Here is a 16,650-nt window from a genome sequence, read left to right on the forward strand (position 1 = left end):
TTTTTGACAATCGCAATAATTCTCTCAGTTTACCATTTTGACTATATGATACTACTATTGCTTACTACTGCTTACAAACTTAATAAAGTTTTATAATACATTTTTTATGATTTCACCTAAAAACAAAAAAACACTCGCGCTTCAAGAAACGGAGAGATGTTGAAAACAAGCAGCAGCTTGGGCCTGCTTACCGTTGCTGACCGACCTGCTTGTTTCGTTTTCTGGTGGAACAGATGATTCCTGCGCCTGTCAGCAGGAGTGCTACCACAGTACCGGGTTCTGGGATAGTTGTTCTTCTAATGACGGGGGGGTTTATGTAGTTTGGCAATATCGGCGATGGCACCTGTATCGGCGGAACTGGCGATGGCGATGGTGATACCGGTGGTATGACCGGTGGTATGACCGGCGTGGGTAATATCGGTATCGGGGTTGATGGTGGTGGTGAGGCTACCGGTGGTTCCGGTACTGCGGGCTCTACTATTATAGGGCCTGGTGATTGGACTACCGGCACTTCCGGCACTACAGGTTGTACGATCGGTATCGGTGCTGGATCTACCAGCGCTTCCGGTACCGCGTCTCGCACGGGTGCAGGTGATGTCGGTACTTCGACTGGTACGGGTGTTGGTGATTGAGGGCTGAGGGAATTATCAGGGACGCAGGCACTTGAATAGTTTCCGGGCCCGCACACATCGACTGCTGCTGAAGCCGGAGGGGCGGCAGCTAGATAGTAGAACCCTGTTGCCATTGTGGCAGAGAGTCCAATTGCTAGTTTTGCCAGTGGCGTACACATAACTATTTAGTTAAACAGTGGTAAAATCGGAGAATAGAAGTAGTGCTAGAGATTAGCGCTGCACGGCGGGCATAGATTTTAGAGTTCTTACCATAAATTGATGTTTTCTCTCCCGGACGCCTGTAAAAGATAGTATAGCGCTTGAGGCGATCGCCCAAACACTTTGGTCGTCTTATTTTATTTGACCCTAGTCGCCTAGGGTGGTTTGCACCGTCTGGCAACCTCTGAGCTAACAGCCCTTACAGCTATTAAAAGAGAGTTTTTACCGATACTTTTTTGCTAACATTTGCTAACAAATACATAAGTTGAGATCGGATCTCAACCAAGGCCTATCAACCTATGCCCGTAAAAATTTCTACAAGCACTTATATTCTTGCGTTCAGCTTGGTTATCGCTTAGCGCTATTAGCCAATCTGATTATTTGCTTTGATACTGTAGAGGCAACTTATTTATATAGCGGTTGCGTACTACCAAGGTTTTTCACCTACATCTGAGTGGGTAAATTCATAAAATAGCTCGGTAAGTGGGAAACGAGCGAGACTTTAGTCCTGAGAGGGAAACGACGGGCGCGGTTTCAACCGCCTTGAATCCCCTTGCGGGGTTAGAGGGGTATGGTTGCCGCTCTAGGTCGATATGGTTGTCTCCAAATCCCTTTCGGGTAATGTTAGCTTCGCCAAAGTTATAAGGGCTTTTTCCGGCTAGCAGCAGTGTAAAGCGTGACTTTAGAACTGTTTAACCACGCTTCGACAGAGCAAGGGACTAGCTTCGCATCCACAGGGTGTCGTGACCCAAATAACGTAGACCTCGAAGGTCTGAGGCCCGTCAGTACAGCTTGCTCGATCTCTCTAACAAGCTCAGTGGCTTGAGCCTAGAGTTACTGACTCTATATGATACGAAGACCTATGACAAATGTAAGCGATCGTCCGTGCAAATGTCCGAAAAAGTCTTACTGTTAATCAACCTTGAGCGCCGCCTCCTGAAGTTAAGTATGTAACCGATCGCAAACTATATCTGCTGTATTCTAATTAGCAATCCACAATCTGACTATTCTTTTATAGTCTCATGCTTCGACGAGATCTGTCCTCAGTATATGTACGTGTATTCCCGAATGTCAACTACTGAAAAGGAATATTTAAGTATTTACCGAGGGTAGAGGGCGTATTGAATGAGCTGGGCTAGTCGATCGCGCAGGCTTTCCATGCCGAGACCTTTGGCGGCCGAAATAAATACGGCTTGAGGAAACTCTTCTCGGGCGAGAGCAAGAGTATCTCCATCTACGGCATCGATTTTGTTAAATACTACAAGGGCAGGCCCGGGAGTTACGGGCATATCTGTCAAAATATTCATGACGGAGCGAATTTGGCTCTGCCACGCGGGATGCGAAAGATCGACAAGGTGCAGCAAAGCATCGGCATCTGTAACTTCTTCGAGGGTAGCCCGAAAAGCGTCGATCAATGAGAGGGGAAGTTCGCGAATAAAGCCCACTGTATCTGTGAGGACGATCGACAGCGGTTCTCCGGTGAGGGCGCCAGGAATCGTCAGCTTTCGGGTGGTGGGGTCGAGGGTGGCAAATAATTGGTCGGCTGCGTAGACCTCGGAATTTGTGAGCAGGTTGAGCAGAGTCGATTTACCTGCATTGGTGTAGCCGACGATCGCGACTGAGGGTACGTCCATGTGGTGCCGGTTCTGCCGCAGCCGGAAGCGGTGGGCTAGGAGTTGATTTACTTCTTGCTGCAATCTTGAAATGCGTTTGGCGATCGTCCGGCGTTCGGTTTCGAGTTTAGTTTCCCCGGGGCCTCTGGTACCGATACCGCCGCCTTGTCTCGACATTGCTTGACCGCGACCTGTCAGGCGGGGCAGGCTGTACTGTAGTTGAGCGAGTTCTACTTGCAATTTACCTTCGCTCGATCGCGCTCTTTGGGCGAAGATGTCGAGAATTACCTCAGTGCGATCGACGACACGAATACCAATCTGAATTTCCAAGTTGCGTATTTGTGCGGGGGACAAGTCGCGATCGAATACCACGAGGTTAGCGCTAATCGTTTGAGCGGTGAGGGAAATTTCTTGAATTTTGCCTTCGCCGACGACTGTCTGCGGGTGGGGGTTCGATCGCTTTTGACGCACTGTTTGCAATACCTGACCTCCGGCGCTTTCCACCAGCCGCGTGATTTCTGCGAGTCCGTCCTCAAAATCCAGCAGAGTCATGTGCTGAGTCATCACACCAACCAGCAGCACTTTGTCTTGGTCTGCATCTACTTGTTTGGCGACAAATTCTGCTTGAAAATCTGCTTCGAGTCCTTCCACCAACTCCAGAAAGTCTTGGTCTGCGAGGTCGTCCAAACTCAGTGGTTCTGATATTTTCCAGGGAAAGTTTTGAGTTTTGATTGGTGAGTTTTGAATTAAAGGCTCTTCTATTTCCTCTGTTTTAGTTGAAGCTGGTTCTAACTTAGCGCTCAACACAGAGAACTCAAAATTTGGTCGGTCTCCCTGGGGTATCAGGTGAACCAGATAAGTGTCTTGGATGTAACCGGCCGCACCGCCGCCGCGGCGCTGAAATCCTCCGCCGCTTAGAGTCAGCCAAACCAGGGCATCGAGGCGCTGAATTGCCATGGCGGTGATGGCTGCTTCGCTAGGGATTTCGGGCTTCAAGTGGGTGGCGATGCAGCGAATGCCACTGAGGCGACCTCCTCCGTAGCGGGGCAATTCTAGGGGTGCAATCTGGGTTTGGCGGGGCGTACCGACGCCGACGCGAATTACTTGTCCGCGACGGTTGATGTAGGTGCAGATTGGCTTGTCGATTTCGGTACTGATGGCGGCGACGCGCTGTGCGAATTCTGCCGTGGTGATGCGATCGCCCGGTAGTCTTTGGTGGTAAAGCTTTTCGAGTTGCTTGAGCTGGCTGGACTTTAAACCCTGAAGATTGCCGTAGATGGTTTCGATAACTGTTTCTCCCGATCGCTCTGTCTTTGTTCCTATTTTAGCTTACAGGCGGGAAGCCCCGCGCTCTATCCGATCAAGGATGAACGTCGGGATGAAAGCCGAGCGAATTGACGATTGCAGCCGAGCCACATAACGCGCAGCGTTTGGGGTTTGAGGCTGGATAAGGAAATGAGCAAACCTATTGCTTTTTGCCAAACTCCTTGTGATTATTTTAATTAGGTCAATCAAGGAATCATGCTAAAAGCTGTTAAAGTCCGAATCTACCCCACCGAAGCCCAGGAAGCTCATCTTGCTCAGGCTTTTGGATGTGCGCGCTGGGTTTGGAACCAGTCTTTGGCTACGATGACTGCAACTTATCAAGAAACTGGCAAAGGCGTTACAGCCATGTCGATGAAAAAGTGTATACCTCTATGGAAGAACGAGTTTGAATGGCTTGCTGAATGTTATTCTCAATGCCTTCAGCAGTCAGTTCTTAATCTAGGTGTAGCTTTTCGTAATTTTTTTGATGGTCGCGCTGGCTATCCTACATTCAAAAAACGGCAAGGAAAACAATCTATTCAGTACCCAGCTAATGTAAAAGTGTTGGGTAATACTGAGATAAAATTCCCCGGCAAGCTGGATGTGGTAAAAGCAATTGTTCATCGAAGCATTACTGGAGAGGTCAGAACCGTTACGGTTTCCAAAAACCCTGATGGTAAATACTTTGCTTCTATCCTTGTGGAAGATGGCATTGAAAAGCCGAACTCAAATTCTGATGGTGATGTCATTGGAATAGATCTAGGTCTAACCGATTTTGCGGTCACTTCTAACGGCTCGAAATATCAACATCCTAGAGCTACCAAGAAGCATGAAAAGAATCTAGCCCGCCAGCAAAAAAAACTTTCTCGTAAACGGGATAAGGCGACTAAAAATCGTCGAAAAGCAAAGCTTGCAGTTGCTAAGGTTCACTCGAAAATCAAACGTGTTCGTGAGGATTTTCTTGCGCGTACTATCGCGCAAGATAGTAGACGAAAACCAAGTCATAGTAGTAGAGAATCTGGCAGTAAGAAACATGGTGAAAAACCATTGCCTAGCCAAAGAAATTTCTGATGCTGGCTGGGGGATGTTCTGTACCATGCTCAAGTACAAAGCTGAAATGATGGGCAAGGTTTATCTAGAAATAGGTCGATTCTTTGCATCCACTCATCTTTGCTCTAATACATTGAAGCCTCTGCCGCATATGGATCTGTCAGTTCGTGAATTCGATTGTCCTCACTGTGGGCAAAGGCACGATAGAGACATCAATGCCGCGATTAACATTAAAAATGAAGGCTTGCGCGTACTGACGTTGGGAACCAGCGTTATTGCTCCTGAAGGCTACGTAAGACCAAAGCAGTATGGGCGTAAGTCTACTACTGTAGAGGCTGTGGTCGTTGAAGGGAGAAGCCCGCGCTCTACCGCAAGGTGAGCGTCGGGTAGTTCACCAGATTTAACTAGCGATAAATTAATCCAGCATTTAACCTTTGAAGAATAGAAAGAACCTACGCGCATCCAAGAAACCCGGTTTCTGAGTTCCACGCGCAAGCGTCCAAGAAACCGGGTTGCTCTGAGAATTTACGCCTCTTCACGAGATTTTCCGAAGAAACCCGGTTTCTGAGTATCGCGCGCATCCAAGAAATCGGGTTTCTGCGACAATTTATGCTTCCCCACGAGATTGTCTGAAGAAACTCGGTTTCTGAGGTGTAGCGCGATCGGGGATTGTTGATTCTGACCCATCAGAAACACTATCAACTATCAACTGACTAATTACTTTAGTTCATTGAGCGCCGCCTCGGCTTTTTGTGCGCCATCATTGTTGCCTTGCTGGCGGTAAGTGTCTAGGGCTTGTTGAAAAGCTTGAATTGCGTCGGATTTGCGATCGCGCGCTTTGAATGCTTGACCCATGTTGTAATAAGCTTCTCCTCGGGCTGGATCGAGCTGGATCACTCGCCGAAAAGTGATAATTGCTCCTGAAAAATCTTGTTTTTCTAGTTGAATTTCCCCGATTGCAACGTATGCGCTCACTAGATTCGGTCGCACGTCAATCGCTCGCTTGTAAGCTATAATCGCTCCTTCTAAGTCGTTTTGAGCTCTGAGAAGTTCGCCAATTTCTAACTGTACTTCGGGATTCCGCGGCTCTAGTTTTGACGCTTCTTCAAAAGCTGCTAGCCCTTCGGAAGTGTTGCCGCTACGCAGCAAAGCAGTACCTAATTTTAACTGAATGCTGGCTTGTTTGGGAGCGAGTTTGGCTGCTTGTTTGAGCACGGTGACAGCACTGGCAAAGTTTCCCTGCTGGATCAATACTAAACCCAATGAAGAATAAGCTTGCCAATTTTTGGGATCGAGGGCGATCGCCTCTTGGTATGCTTTAAATGCACCGCTGTAATCTTTTTGCTGAAACAGCACCACTCCGAGTCCAATTCGGGCGTTGACATTTTTGCGATCGAGCACAGCGGCGCGACGGTAAGCTGCTGCTGCTGCGGGATAGTTTTGCAGGTTCGCCATAGCATATCCTAAGGCGTATTGAAAGTCAGCATTTTTGGGTTCCAGACCGATCGCCTGTTGGTAAAATTCTACTGAGGCTTGATAGTTGCCCTGACGTGCTTGTAGATAGGCAATACCGGAAAAAATACGCGGGTTTTCCGCATCTAAACGGGCTGCTTGTTGATAAATGGCGATCGCCTTACTGTAGTCTCCTAAATCTACCAACTCGCGTCCTTGCCGCAGCAGACTATCTAAATTTGCATTATTTTTAGGTTGAACTTCCTCTGGTGTGTCTGCTGAGAGCGCTATCTGGGGCGTTGCGATCGCGAATCCCGCTACCAAAAGTGTACTGAATACCAAGAGACTTTGTTTGTGGACGGCCATTTTTTTCAAAGAGTGTGTGGATTAAAAGAGCGAATTGCTGTCAGCTTAACAAGCTTACAGCTTAGGGTTTGCCTGGAATCTTTGAGCGGGGAGATGTAGTAAACCTACAGAAATCGACCAACTCAAAATTTTCGCACTTGAGGCCAACTGATGATTGTAACAACAACTGATATCATCCAAGGAGCAGAAATTCAATCTTACTTGGGAATTGTAACTGCCGAGGTTGTCTACGGCACAAACGCCCTGCGAGATTTCTTCGCGGGTATTCGCGACATCATCGGCGGGCGCACCGGCAGTTACGAGGAAGTGTTTCTCAAAGGACAGCGAGATGCCCTCGCGGAACTGGAAAAACGGGCCCAGCGCCTGGGTGCTAATGCCGTGATCGGGGTGGAAGTTGACACCGGCACGATTAATGTAGACTCTTCGGGGGCTTTGCTGTTGATTACTGCTGTTGGGACTGCTGTCAGATTGCGTTAATAAGCCGCTTTTCCTCTATACATCAGCGAACTTTTTTAACTGGATAAAATAGTTATTGGTTATCAGCCATCAGTCATCAGTCATTAGCTAATAGCTGCTGGCTGAAAACTGATGACTTTTGAGTTTATTTCTTCAGACATAGATACTGGTTATTTCCCCAGGCAGATATGGTTTCTATCAATCTCAGCCACAATCAATGCTTAGGTGAAAGATTGTTAAAAATAAAACCAACTCTCAAAGGAAAGGAAAAGCTATGGCATACGTAAATAGACCAGTAGACAACGTTGTTACCGAGCAGACTCTAGTTAAGCCGGTCATGGAATATCACGATTTAGTGCGGTGGGGCCCAATTTTTTCAGGTTTGGTAATTGCGATCGGCACACAACTGGTGTTAAGTGCGTTGGGTGCTGCGATCGGGTTGAGCAACATTGCTAATTCAGGAGCTCCGCGCAGTATTGCAGGCAACGTCGGTACTGGAGTAGGAATTTGGTCAATTATCAGTTTATTAATAAGCTTGGGCGTTGGCGGTTGGGTAACTGCTCGCGCTTGCGGCCCGATGAACCGCAGCACCGCGCTTTTGAACGGAGCAATTTTGTGGGCAACTACCTTAACAATTGGCTCTTGGCTGTTAGCAAATGGCGTAGCTGGGACTTTTGGCGTAGTAGCAGCGAATGCCGGAGCAGCGATTAATCAAGCCCAACAAGGCGGCGTAAATCTACCCAACCAAGCGCCTAGCGTTTCTGCTCAGGATGCTCGGAATATTGCTGAAAATGCCGCTAAAGCTGGTTGGTCATTTTTGTTCGGCTCATTATTGGGTTTGGTTGCTTCAATGGCCGGAGCATCTGCCGGCGCCCGCACTCCCCGGAATCACTTGTAAAAGTTTGGTGGGACAATCAAACTTCCGGTTCATGAAAGCACTTTTTCAAGGTGCTTTTTTATTGGGTGAATTTGTGTATTCTTCAGTCCGCGAAGGCGGACTTTGTTTGTGTACTAGCGGTTTCAACCGCCGAGTTTTATTTGTATAATGCGCTTTTTGCTGAGTCTAGATCCCCCTAAATCCCCCTTAAAAAGGGGGACTTTGATATCTTCCGGTTCCCCCCTTTTTAAGGGGGGTGCCAGGGAGATCTGGGCCTAGTCGTCAAACAGTAAATCGATAGTACATTTGACGTTAAGTTGACACTAATGGTACTCCGCGCGCACTAATAAATTAAGCTGTGAAGTATTTAGCGGCTGGGTGATAGGTGATAATTGCAGTGGTTGACTGTTCCGGATAAAGTTGTTCGCTTTCATCCATATACAGGTTTATACGATCGCACTTTAGCAAATCCAATTGCTTGTACTGATCCGCCATATTCGGACAAGCAGGATAGCCGAAACTGTAGCGCGAACCGCGATATCGCTGCGCCAGCATATCCCGAATATTATCCGGTTCCTCGCTAGCAAAACCCAATTCCCGGCGAATCCGCGCGTGAGTCCATTCGGCTACTGCTTCCGCCGTCTGTACCGCCAATCCGTGGAAGTAGAGATAATCGGTGTATTGATTGTTAGCAAATAGCTTTTGTGCGTACTCCGTAGCAACTTCTCCCACCGTCGCTACTTGCATCGGAAATACATCGATTTTACCCGATTCTTTCGGTGCGAAGAAGTCGGCAATGCACAGCCGGCGCGCCGATTTTTGCCGGGGAAATGTCAATGTTGTCACAGGCAAGATGCCTGTGCCACTATTGGCATTCACAGGCAAGATGCCTGTGCCACTATTTTCTGCTGTGGGGTGGGCATCTTGCCCGCCCTTCATAATTTCTGGGTCATACAGATACAAGGAATTTCCTTCAGCTTGACAGGGGAAATACCCGTAAATTGCTTGCGGGTGCAGTAACTTTTCGGTGATAATTTTGTGTTTCCATTCTTCCAAGATTGGATAAACTGTCTCAGCTAAGAAAGCATCGTATTCTTCCCGCGATTGGTCTTTTGGCTTGCGGAATTGCCACTGTCCAGCAACTAAGGCTTGCAAATCTAAGTGCCAGAAAAGCTCTTCAAAGGGGATTTCTTCGGGCGATAACAGTTTTGTACCCCAGAAAGGAGGATTCGGGCGATCGATATTTGCATCAACTGCTTCGGAACGCTTGGTATCAACAATCACCGGAGTGTCTGCCTTCTTCGCATCCTCAACCGCAGTTTCTGCCGAAGTTTTAGCTGCTTTCACCGCCCCATTCTCACTCCCAACTTCATCTAAAAATCCAGCCAAATCTTCCCAGTTTCCAGCAGATTTGGCTGGCATCAGTTTCTCCATAAAGTTCAAGTCAGAAAACGCATCTTTGCCGTAAACAACTTTACCGTTATAAGTATTTTGGCAATCTTCATGGACAAATTTGGGAGTCAAAGCTGCACCGCCCAAAATCACTGGAACGGTAATGCCTCTCTGGTTGAATACCTCCAAATTTTCCTTCATAAATGCGGTGGATTTTACCAGCAAGCCACTCATGGCAATACAATCGGCTTTGTGCTTTTCGTAGGCTTCGATGATATTATCAACTGGCTGTTTAATTCCCAAGTTAATCACTCGATAGCCGTTGTTTGATAGGATAATATCAACCAAGTTTTTGCCAATGTCATGAACGTCGCCTTTGACAGTCGCAATGATAAATGTGCCTTTAGCATTGTCCCCGGATTCGGACTTTTCCATGTACGGTTCTAAATAAGCAACTGCCGCTTTCATGGTTTCGGCTGATTGCAATACAAATGGTAGCTGCATTTGTCCCGAACCGAACAATTCTCCGACTACTTTCATCCCATCTAACAAGAAGGTATTGATAATTTGCAGGGGCGGATAGGTTTCTAATGCTTTGGCGAGTTGGATGTCGAGGCCGATGCGTTCGCCATCGATGATGTGGCGCTTCAATCGTTCTTCGACGGGGAGGTTTTCGTCTTGGGTACGATCGCGCTTGGTAGTTTTGCCCGCAAACACCGTTGTTAGGTCGCCCAAGGGGTCGTAAATGCAAATATCGCCGTCGAACTCCCGTTCGTCGTAGATCAGTTTGCGGCAGATTTCCTGGTGTTTGGGGTCGATTTTGGCGATCGGCAAAATCTTGTTAGCGCTGATAATCGCCGAATCCATCCCCGCCTGCATCGCTTCGTGCAAAAACATGGAATTGAGAACTTGGCGCGCCGCCGGATTCAAGCCGAAGGAAATGTTAGAAACTCCCAAAATCACGTGACATCCCGGCAATTCTTGGCGGATGCGGCGGATAGATTCGATGGTAGCTTTGCCGTTTTTTCGGTCTTCTTCAATCCCGGTAGAAATCGGCAAAGCCAGGGTGTCAAAAAAGAGTTCTGAGGCGGGAATTCCATAGGCGACGGCGGCGTTATAGGCGCGTTGGGCGATCGCAAATTTTTGGTCAGCAGTGCGCGCCATCCCATCTTCATCAATCGTTCCGATCACAATCCCTGCGCCGTACTTTTTAGCCAACTCCAAAACTTGATAAAAACGCGGTTCTCCGTCTTCATAGTTAGTAGAATTCAGCAAACATTTGCCGCCCGCAACTTTCAAGCCAGCTTCCATCTTTTCCCACTCGGTGGAATCCAGCATTAAAGGCAGAGTTGCATTAGTCACAACCCGGGATACTAATTCTTTCATATCGCGCACGCCGTCGCGCCCGACATAATCGACGTTGACATCGAGAACGTGCGCGCCTTCTCGCACTTGTTCTCTAGCCATTGCTACTAAACCGTCCCAGTCTTCGGCGTTTAGCAAATCGCGGCATTTTTTGGAACCGCTAGCGTTGAGTTTTTCCCCGACAATTAAGAAGGAATTTTCTTGTTCGTAGGGTTGGGCGCTATAAATTGAAGCAGCGGCTGGTTCCCAAGTAATTTCGCGAATTTTGGGTTTAAGAGTTGTGCCAATTTCTGACAGTTCGCGGATGTGATCGTAGCGAGTACCGCAGCAGCCGCCAATGACTTGCACGCCTAAGTCTTCGACGAAGCGCATCAAGGCCATTTTTAATTCAATCGGCGTCAGTTTGTAGTGTGCGTGGCCGCCAATGTTTTCGGGTAAACCAGCGTTTGGTACGCAGGAAACCACGAAGGGCGAATGTTCGGATAGATATTTGACGTGTTCCGCCATGCGATCGGGCCCGGTGGCACAGTTTAATCCTAAAATATCTATGGGATACGGCTGCAAAATAGCTAAAGCGGCGCTGATGTCGGAACCGACTAACATTGTGCCGGTGGCTTCCATTGTGACTGATACCATCAGCGGAATCCGCGCACCTTTTTTCTTAAATACTTCTTCAATGGCATTTAATGCTGATTTAATTTGCAGCACGTCTTGACAAGTTTCGACTATAAATAAGTCAACGCCGCCGTCATAAAGTCCTTCGGCTTGTTCGGTAAAAGCGGCGGTTAGCGTGTCAAAATCGATGTGTCCTAAGGTTGGCAATTTGGTACCCGGGCCGATCGATCCTGCGACAAATCTCGGTTTTTCGGGCGTGTCAAATTCTGCTGCGATATTCTTGGCGAGTTCAGCCGCCGTTTTGTTGAGATAATAGGCTTTGTCTGCTAAATCGTACTCCGCGAGCACGATGGAAGCAGCGCCGAAGGTGTCTGTTTCGATGACATCGGCGCCTGCTTCGAGGAATCCTCGGTGCACGATGGCGACGGCTTCCGGCTTGGTGTGCACGAGATATTCGTTACAGCCTTCGTATTCTTTACCGCCGAAGTCTTCTGCGGTGAGGTTTTGGACTTGCAGGTTGGTTCCCATGGCGCCGTCGAAGACGATGACTGGGCGCGAGGGGTGGTGGAGTCGATCGAGAAATTTGCTATTCATCAGCGGTAAAAAGACGTAGGTGCTATATATTTACAATTTTATCTATTGTGCAATATTGTCAACAATTATGCGTATGTTGGGGAACGACTGATGACTGAAGGATTTAATGCTGCTGACGGTAGTTCGATCGCACCTACGATCTTACCGATCGCCCTGGATAATTGTCAAAATTCTGCTGTGGGCGCGGCTGTGGGGGCTAAACTGGCGATCGACTCTGAGGGGTTTTTTCGCTTAACTGTTGAGGAATTTTGCGAAAATGCGATCGAGATCGTGAAACGAGTGATGCAAAAGGGCGATCGTTTTATTTTACAGCAAGCAGGGAAGGATCTAGCTGCGATCGTTCCCGAAGCAGAGTTTCACAAGATAGATTATCTCATGGAAGAACTCAAACCCTCACAATTCTTTCCTGACGAAGAAGCATATTATGAAGATGAGAGAGGAATCCACTGCATTTACCCGGACGAACTTGTAGAAGACTTTGATAATATTTTAGCAGATGTCAAGGAATTCGACGAATTATTTGGCTTATTGCCCACTGAGGAAATGGGAGAAAATATTGATATTTTCATGTCTGTAGCTATTCTCATGTCGATCGATCGTTTTTGGGTACCGGAGTACCTAATCGCCGAGAAATCCCGACTAAAAATGCTATCATAATACTATTAGTAGGGTGTGTCGCCATTGAAATACCTCGCATCAGATCGACAATCTCATAGCGACGCACCTGACTATTAGTAGGGTGTGTCGCCATTGAAATACCTCGCATCAGATCGACAATCTCATAGCGACGCACCGGACAAAATACTAAACAACACTTCTTTCCTAACACGGCTGTTTATAACTGCTATAAGTTTGTTCACCTTCGATCGCAAAACCAATACAGAGGACTCGCAATATGAATCCGCAAACAATAACCCCGTCTCCTCCCGTACAAGAGCAAATTATCCGAGAGTCAAAAGTTGTTTTGAAAGGCGTTAGCTGGCAAACTTTTCAAGCGTTGCTTGCTGATGTTGGAGACGATCGTGCGTGGAGAATTGCCTATGACAATGGAGTATTAGAAATCAGAATGCCCTACCAAGAACATGAAATGCCTACAGGGATGTTAGAAAGTTTTATTGAAGCCCTAGCAGATGAGCTAGAAATTGAGGTAATGAAACTCCGATCTCTGCTGCTTAAACGAGAAGATTTAAGTCGCGCGATCGAACCAGATACCTGTTTCTACATCCAGAATGAAGCTTTAGTAAGAAGCAGAGATATTGACTTGGAAACCGATCCGCCGCCGGATTTGGCTGTCGAGTCGGATTACACCAATTCTTCTCTAAACAAATTCGCAATTTATGCAGCTTTGGGCGTTCCAGAAATTTGGAGATACCGCCGCCAAACTCTAGAAGTTTATCAACTTGTCGATGACAAATACGAGAGTGTTGGTCAAAGTGTAGCTTTTCCATTTTTGCCGATCGCAGAAATACCAGGATTTATCGAACAAAGCAGGGCGATCGGACAAAGATCGGCCGTGCGTCTATTTCGGACAAGAATTAGAGAAATTTTGCAAAATTCCAACCTATAATAAATGTAAAATTCCAACCCATAATAAAATATAATTGGGGTGGATCTGAGTTTGGTAAATATGATTGTAGGGGCGAAGCATGACCGCAGTCAATATGAGATTATAACTAATAACTCATATACGGTCATGCTTCGCCCTCTTGAAAAACCCGATGCACCCTATAATTGGTTCGTAGCCAGGACTTCAGTCCGCATCCAATCCAAGGACTGAAGTCCTCACTACGAACCTTTAAGAAGGACTGAAGTCCTCACTACAAACCTGTGAGTCTTAAAAAATATTAAATTTTTTGATTATTTCTTTCGCATCTTTCTCTGTGAACCTCTTTTAGCCAGGTGCTTAATTTCATTGTCGGCTGGAACATCCACTTGTTCTACAATTTCTAAATCCAAAACTTCAACCTCGCCTCCGCTGATTTCTTCAGCTTTCTCAACATCCTGCAAATCCTGCTGATGTTCGATTAACTCCAATCCAAATCCAGAATCTAAAATCGGCAATTCATCGATTTCTTCACTAATTTCAGATTCTCCAACCCAATCGTCAATTTCCGCCGCTAAATCTTCCTCAATTTCTTGACTAATTTGAGTTTCTCTAATTTCCTTCTCTACTAGCTGCACCGATAACTGCTGGTTTTCCCTTGACAAATGCTCAATCTGAGTCGATTGAATTCTAAGCTGTTCATTCAAAACGCGAATTTCTCGGTTTTGCTGCTGAATCATTTCTTCCCCATCAGCAATAGTTCGATTTCTCTCTAATATGACTTCATTTCTAGTTTCTAATTCCAAAGCGCTCATTGCTGCTTTAATTACATTATAAAAATGCGGCTTAGACACATCAACTTGTTTAGCATTATGGCGACTTTTCCCCAAAAGTCCAATCTTTTCTCCTTGCTTAACAGCCAACACAAAACCTTGATGATTTTTAATTTTTAATTCTTTGACAAAATCAACTTGAACTAAGCTGCAAATATATCTGTGACAGTCATAATAAAATTCTGCTTTCATGAAAAAGCACCCCTTTCTGCTACAGTCCCGCAGAATTATAGCACGAAGAATGTTAAATCTCGAACAAAATCTCTAAACCTATGGTGCGCGCCGATCGCCCTACCATAATTTCAAATGTATGCGATGTCAAGAGTTGTTGCTAAAATTAATCAAAAATCAATAATCGATCGCCATTTCAATCAAAACACCAGCTAATCCAATACTTCGGACAGTTTTTTAACGACTCTGTAAGCGTATCGCGAGTAAGCCCTGGCATTTTTAATGATTTTTTGAAACGAGCGGGCGAGACTTAAAGATCTAAAACTGTCCGAAGTATTGCTAATCAATAATAAATAATATCTTCCTCCAACTCAATCACACCCGCAATCAACTTCCAACAAGGATCGTCTCCTTCCCAATCATCAGGCCGCCAAGGCATACTTAAACTGATGGTTAGCAAACAAGCTTTTTCCGGGCGATAACCCAAATCCAACCTTCTAGTAAACACCGGATCGGTAATTGTTGCCGTCAATTTTTGATTGTATGCAGTTACAATAGATCCTTCCCATTTATTCCCACTTTCAAATCTTTTGCCGACCATTCTTACGGTAAATTTTACTGCTTTTATTAATTGTAAAGTAATGCGCTCTTCCCTTGGCAAAGACTGCATATAATCTACTGTCACAAATCGCAAATCATTATGCAAAATATATGCCCGATCGCGGAAATATTTCAGTAAATATGCAGAAGAAACCTTCCCGACGTGCTGCCATTTTCCCGGAATAATAGACAGATTTTCACACTCAAAACCAAAATCCGGCCCCGTATTTGCCAAAGGAATGTCTATAACATCTAATAATGCCGGTTCCAGTCTATTTATCTGCCGTATTTCTTTAGGAATCTGGCCGTCTGGTAAGTCGGAAATTGGACGTACCCAGTTACCATTAATTTCATTAATTCCAGCGATGCACCTGTCACCTCGTTTCCAGGAATTAGCAAGGCAAATTATCCGAGTCATTCGATTTTAGATGTTAGATTTTAGATTGATTCCTGTATTTATGGCGTACACTCCCCGCCAGCTATGCAATTCAAAGATGACTAATTTTGACATTTTGCCACTTATCGTTGAGATATTCAGCAACTAAACGGCGGTGACAGTTGTGAGGCTGTGGTTCGCTACAAAGCAGACACCCGCAGTCTAGAATATCCGGCGAAATTTTTTGCTCAATTTGTCGATCGCGAATCAACTGCAAAAACTGCTGTTCATAAACATCCCAATCTCCCTTTTTCTTTTTATAATCATCCAGAATATCTTGAGTCGGCGCTAAATCCAGAATATGCACATACTTAATATTACCAATTGTCCGCAAAAAATACTCTAAATCTTTCCGCTTAGCAAAACCAGCTAACTGGGACACATTATTCAGCCGCGTATCTATCACCCTGCGGACTCCGGCTTTTATCAAAGTATCAAAAAATTGCTCGGCGCTTTTTTGAGTAAAACCAATTGTAAATAAATTAATTGCTTTCTTTGGTGACATAAGCGATTTCCAATCCATAACGATAATAAGCTGTTTCTAAATCAACTATTTCATCTTTAACTTGAGGTTCTAATTCAAACAAGCTTAACTGAATTGGCTGATTATTTTTTTTACCTTTGTTAAACTTGCTCAAAAGTCTTGCTTCTACATCCTGATGCGATTCTAAACTGCCATCGGACAGAATATGATTTATTTGCAAATTAAATTCTTTGAGTTTGTGGCAAACTAAAATAGTGCGGTGACAAGTAATCGGGTCTTTTTCCGCACACATTAAACTGATTTTATAATTGGTGGCGCCTTTGAGCAAGCGTTGAATTCCTGAGGCAAATAGAGGAGTCGCTGCTATGCGATCGTACAAAGCTTTACCGCTAGTATCGTAACAGCTTAAGTCTTCCGGCCTCGCACCCAATTCTTGCCCCAAAAAAACATATTGAATGCCCGCAGCAGACAGAGAAGCTGTAATTTCTGATTTATTAAAATGAGGTAAATAGCGGCTGAAAGGATGCGATCGCACGTCCGCAACCGCTGTAATTCCGTGTTGTTCCAATAACAAAATAAACGCTTCAATACTGTGATTGGAGTGTCCGATCGTAAATACTTCCATTGCTTCGATCTTACTATTAAGTATTCAGCTTGCAGGCTAGATT

At 45.8% G+C, this 16,650-nt stretch carries 16 protein-coding genes; 7 read left to right on the forward strand and 9 right to left on the reverse strand.

Going from position 1 to position 16,650, the window contains the following annotated elements; all coding sequences use genetic code 11:
* Positions 1-187 precede the first annotated feature (187 nt).
* Both JGK16_RS27310 and hflX read right to left on the reverse strand, forming a co-directional pair.
* On the reverse strand, positions 188-790 hold the full coding sequence (locus JGK16_RS27310) for a PEP-CTERM sorting domain-containing protein (RefSeq protein WP_293185837.1): 603 nt from the start codon (positions 788-790) through the stop codon (positions 188-190).
* A gap of 1,140 nt (positions 791-1,930) precedes the next feature.
* Positions 1,931-3,577 carry a GTPase HflX gene (hflX, locus tag JGK16_RS27315; protein ID WP_363319279.1) on the reverse strand — a complete coding sequence of 549 codons (1,647 nt, stop codon included), beginning with the start codon at positions 3,575-3,577 and terminating at the stop codon, positions 1,931-1,933.
* A 142-nt stretch (positions 3,578-3,719) separates the two neighbouring features.
* Here hflX and JGK16_RS27320 point away from each other — a divergent pair, with 142 nt between their 5' ends.
* From JGK16_RS27320 to JGK16_RS27330, 3 genes are all read left to right on the forward strand, one after another.
* On the forward strand, positions 3,720-3,863 hold the full coding sequence (locus JGK16_RS27320) for a hypothetical protein (RefSeq protein ID WP_293203526.1): 144 nt from the start codon (positions 3,720-3,722) through the stop codon (positions 3,861-3,863).
* A 101-nt stretch (positions 3,864-3,964) separates the two neighbouring features.
* The gene (locus tag JGK16_RS27325) at positions 3,965-4,819 is read left to right on the forward strand and encodes an RNA-guided endonuclease TnpB family protein (protein WP_293193295.1); all 855 of its coding nucleotides are present in this window, start codon (positions 3,965-3,967) and stop codon (positions 4,817-4,819) included.
* Entirely contained in the window at positions 4,704-5,177 is a 474-nt protein-coding gene (locus tag JGK16_RS27330) for a transposase (RefSeq protein WP_293193297.1), read from the forward strand. The genes JGK16_RS27325 and JGK16_RS27330 overlap by 116 nt, the downstream gene beginning before the upstream one ends.
* Positions 5,178-5,323: 146 nt before the next feature.
* On the opposite strand, the gene JGK16_RS27335 is transcribed toward JGK16_RS27330, so the two are convergent.
* Positions 5,324-5,485: a hypothetical protein gene (locus tag JGK16_RS27335; RefSeq protein ID WP_293193294.1), complete on the reverse strand. Its 162-nt coding sequence runs from the start codon at positions 5,483-5,485 to the stop codon at positions 5,324-5,326.
* Positions 5,486-5,515: 30 nt separating this feature from the next.
* Positions 5,516-6,616, reverse strand: coding sequence for a tetratricopeptide repeat protein (locus JGK16_RS27340; RefSeq protein ID WP_293193293.1), 1,101 nt, complete (start codon positions 6,614-6,616; stop codon positions 5,516-5,518).
* 150 nt (positions 6,617-6,766) lie between these two features.
* Here JGK16_RS27340 and JGK16_RS27345 point away from each other — a divergent pair, with 150 nt between their 5' ends.
* Both JGK16_RS27345 and JGK16_RS27350 read left to right on the forward strand, forming a co-directional pair.
* Positions 6,767-7,093 carry a YbjQ family protein gene (locus tag JGK16_RS27345; RefSeq protein ID WP_172184303.1) on the forward strand — a complete coding sequence of 109 codons (327 nt, stop codon included), beginning with the start codon at positions 6,767-6,769 and terminating at the stop codon, positions 7,091-7,093.
* A 253-nt stretch (positions 7,094-7,346) separates the two neighbouring features.
* Complete coding sequence (locus JGK16_RS27350) at positions 7,347-7,970, forward strand: hypothetical protein (RefSeq protein WP_293185976.1); 624 nt, start codon at positions 7,347-7,349, stop codon at positions 7,968-7,970.
* A 330-nt stretch (positions 7,971-8,300) separates the two neighbouring features.
* Here the strand turns inward: JGK16_RS27350 and metH are convergent, their stop codons facing one another.
* Positions 8,301-11,915, reverse strand: coding sequence for a methionine synthase (gene metH / locus JGK16_RS27355; protein WP_293193292.1), 3,615 nt, complete (start codon positions 11,913-11,915; stop codon positions 8,301-8,303).
* A gap of 90 nt (positions 11,916-12,005) precedes the next feature.
* Between metH and JGK16_RS27360 the strand changes: the two genes are divergently transcribed.
* Together JGK16_RS27360 and JGK16_RS27365 are read left to right on the forward strand one after the other, a co-directional pair.
* Complete coding sequence (locus JGK16_RS27360) at positions 12,006-12,572, forward strand: type II toxin-antitoxin system Phd/YefM family antitoxin (protein WP_293193291.1); 567 nt, start codon at positions 12,006-12,008, stop codon at positions 12,570-12,572.
* Positions 12,573-12,810: 238 nt separating this feature from the next.
* Positions 12,811-13,482 (forward strand): Uma2 family endonuclease, encoded by a 672-nt coding sequence (locus JGK16_RS27365; RefSeq protein ID WP_293185980.1) that lies wholly within the window; start codon positions 12,811-12,813, stop codon positions 13,480-13,482.
* 290 nt (positions 13,483-13,772) lie between these two features.
* Here JGK16_RS27365 and JGK16_RS27370 read toward each other — a convergent pair whose 3' ends face one another.
* The 4 genes from JGK16_RS27370 to JGK16_RS27385 all read right to left on the reverse strand — a co-directional run bounded on the left by JGK16_RS27370 (position 13,773) and on the right by JGK16_RS27385 (position 16,607).
* Positions 13,773-14,483: a hypothetical protein gene (locus tag JGK16_RS27370; protein WP_293185981.1), complete on the reverse strand. Its 711-nt coding sequence runs from the start codon at positions 14,481-14,483 to the stop codon at positions 13,773-13,775.
* A gap of 322 nt (positions 14,484-14,805) precedes the next feature.
* Positions 14,806-15,480: a hypothetical protein gene (locus JGK16_RS27375; RefSeq protein ID WP_293185982.1), complete on the reverse strand. Its 675-nt coding sequence runs from the start codon at positions 15,478-15,480 to the stop codon at positions 14,806-14,808.
* A gap of 70 nt (positions 15,481-15,550) precedes the next feature.
* Positions 15,551-16,003, reverse strand: coding sequence for a DUF488 domain-containing protein (locus JGK16_RS27380; RefSeq protein ID WP_293185983.1), 453 nt, complete (start codon positions 16,001-16,003; stop codon positions 15,551-15,553).
* Complete coding sequence (locus tag JGK16_RS27385) at positions 15,981-16,607, reverse strand: DUF488 domain-containing protein (protein WP_293185985.1); 627 nt, start codon at positions 16,605-16,607, stop codon at positions 15,981-15,983. Before JGK16_RS27385 ends, JGK16_RS27380 begins: the two co-directional genes overlap by 23 nt.
* Between the last annotated feature and the right edge of the window lie 43 nt (positions 16,608-16,650).

Source organism: Microcoleus sp. PH2017_09_SFU_O_A, from assembly GCF_020738625.1.
In the GTDB taxonomy this organism is placed as follows: domain Bacteria; phylum Cyanobacteriota; class Cyanobacteriia; order Cyanobacteriales; family Microcoleaceae; genus Microcoleus.